This is a genomic window from Oleiphilus sp. HI0043 (assembly GCF_001634935.1).
Map to the genome: position 1 here is coordinate 1 of NZ_LWEY01000692.1, position 1,480 is coordinate 1,480.

A 1,480-nucleotide genomic window follows, 5' to 3' on the forward strand; every position below is an offset into this window, starting at 1 on the left:
GCAAAGCCAATCAGGTGAAGATCCTGCTCAACGACACCTTCTCTGGCATCGATAACGACAACAACAACGTTGGCATCTTGTATCGCTTGCAAGGTCTTGATGATGGAGAATTTCTCTACCGCCTCTTTAACATTTTTCCTACGGCGCACACCTGCCGTATCGATCAAGGTATAGGGCTTTTCTCGGCGTTCGTAAGGAATATAGACGCTATCTCTCGTGGTACCAGGTTGATCATAAACAACAACACGGTCTTCACCAAGCAGTCGATTAACCAAGGTAGACTTACCAACATTTGGTCGTCCGATAATACCAATTTTACAACCATTTGCTTCATCATCTTCCTCGATTTGTTCCGGGAAGTCCTCCATTGCATCTTCGATCAGCGATTTAACACCGCGGTTATGAGAGGCTGCGGTTAAGCGCAGCTTCTCCATACCCAGCGAGTAGAAATCATTGGCAACAGTATCAGCATTAAGGCCATCAATTTTATTAACAACCAGGGTATAAGGTTTTCCCGTTTGTCGGATATGACGAGCTATCTCTTCATCAATAGGGGTCAATCCATCCCGGCCATCCACAACAAAGAAGATTAGATCAGCCTCTTCTATTGCCAACAAGGACTGCTCAGCCATGACAGCATCGATCCCGACTTCATCACCACTTATACCACCGGTATCGATAGTAATGAACTTCTTATCCAACGCCACTCCAGAGCCGTACTTACGATCCCGAGTTAAGCCTGCGTAGTCTGCGACAATTGCATCTTTTGTTTTGGTCAAACGATTGAATAAGGTAGATTTACCTACATTAGGACGACCTACTAGCGCTATTACAGGAACCATCTATCTACCTTTAATCTCTATATTCGTTAGACGACTCTTCGAAAAGTCTTCTATTTCTAAACCTCGAACCCAAGGGTCTAAGGTCCTTTACCTTCGAATTCAACTGATACGATACTATGTCACCAGAACGTGCATAAACATATAGCCGGTCGCCCTTTACAATCATCTCACCCATGACACCATCACTGTCAGGGTATTTCCGTGCAAGTACTTTTCCATCCAGCACTGATAGCACATGGATATAGCCCTCGAAATCAGCGGCCATCACAAACTGGTCAAAGACCACTGGTGAGCCTAAACGACGATATAAGAACTCTTCATTTCGCCACAACTCCTTTCCACTTTGCTTATCAAGCGCAATAATCTCACCTTTATCCGTGGTAACAAAGAGCTTGCCAAAGCCTAACGCGAGCTTGTTAAAAGATGAAATTTCTTTAGACCAAATTTCCTGCCCATCGAGCGCACTTAAAGCAAATATTTTACCTTGGTAAGCGGCTGCATAAAGGGTATCACCATCAAGCAAAGGCTGACCATCCGAGTCGACCAAACGCTCTAGTTCTGTGCGCCCTTTTGGTAGAGCAAGTGTTGCTTTCCAGAGAGGCAAACCAATGTCGTTCCTCAATGTGAGCAACTCACCA

The 1,480-nt window shown here is 44.9% G+C and carries 2 protein-coding genes; both read right to left on the minus strand.

The window, feature by feature from the left end:
* A partial coding sequence (der, locus tag A3729_RS08225) for a ribosome biogenesis GTPase Der (protein ID WP_068633616.1) occupies nt 1–842 on the minus strand: 842 nt, incomplete at its 3' end.
* 10 nt (nt 843–852) lie between these two features.
* The coding region (locus tag A3729_RS08230; RefSeq protein ID WP_156497794.1) for a PQQ-binding-like beta-propeller repeat protein at nt 853–1,480 on the minus strand (628 nt) is incomplete at its 5' end.